This is a genomic window from Micromonospora globispora (assembly GCF_003857015.1).
Taxonomy (GTDB): domain Bacteria; phylum Actinomycetota; class Actinomycetes; order Mycobacteriales; family Micromonosporaceae; genus Micromonospora; species Micromonospora globispora.
This window is the reverse complement of the sequence record NZ_QGGF01000621.1, coordinates 1-986: the sequence shown is the minus strand read 5'-3', so window position 1 is coordinate 986 and position 986 is coordinate 1. Positions and strand designations below refer to the sequence as shown.

Below are 986 nucleotides of genomic sequence, written 5' to 3'. Positions count from 1 at the left end.
CCTAGACGAGTAAGTCCTAACTCGGGACGGGGCTGCGGACGCAGCGAAGGGTGTTGATGATCCGTTTGTGACGACAGACATCAACACCCTTCTCACCGCACTGTACGTGAAGATCGACGACTGGCTCGGGCGGCCTGCCCGGGTCGGACGGCCGCCGAAGCTGTCCGATGCTGAGCTGTTGACCCTGGCCGTGGCGCAGGTGCTGCTCGGCGTGCGGTCCGAGGCCCGCTGGCTACGGTTCGTGCCCCGCCACCTGCCCGGGGCATTCCCCTACCTGCCGGGCCAGTCCGGCTACAACAAGCGGCTACGCGCGGCGCTGCCGTTGCTCAAGAAGGCGATCCGGGCGGTGGCCGCGGACACCGACCTGTGGACCGACGGCGTGTGGCTGGTCGACTCCACCCCGGTCGAGTGCGCCCGTTCCCGACCTACCGTCAAGCGCTCCCAGCTGGCCGGCTGGGCCGGCTACAGCTACTGCGCCTCCCACTCCCGCTGGTTCTGGGGCTTACGTCTGCACCTGATCTGCACACCAGCCGGACTGCCGATCACCTGGGCCCTTGCCAACCCGAAACTCGACGAACGCCAAGTCCTGACCGCTGTGCTCGAACACGACCCGGGCCTGCTCCGCGACCGTCCCCATCTGCTGATCATCGCGGACAAGGGCTACGTCTCCGCCGAGCTGGACCGCTGGCTGGACCAACGCGGGGTGCGGCTGCTACGACCGTCGTACCGCAACCGCACCCCACGCCCCGACGAACACCTGCTCAAACCGATCCGGCAGCTCATCGAGTCGGTCAACCACACGTTGAAAGGCCAACTCGACCTGGAACTGCACGGCGGCCGCAGCATCGAAGGCGTCGGCGCCCGCATCGCGCAGCGCCTCCTGGCCCTGACCGCCGCCATCTGGCACAACAGAGCCACCGGCCAACCCGTCACCCGGTCCCTGATCGCCTACGACCACTGACCAGGGTTAGGACTTACTCGTCTAG

The 986-nt window shown here is 67.4% G+C and carries 1 protein-coding gene; it reads left to right on the top strand.

The window, feature by feature from the left end:
• Window positions 1–67 precede the first annotated feature (67 nt).
• Complete coding sequence (locus DKL51_RS30915) at window positions 68–961, top strand: IS982 family transposase (protein WP_109942675.1); 894 nt, start codon at window positions 68–70, stop codon at window positions 959–961.
• The last annotated feature ends 25 nt before the right edge of the window (window positions 962–986 follow it).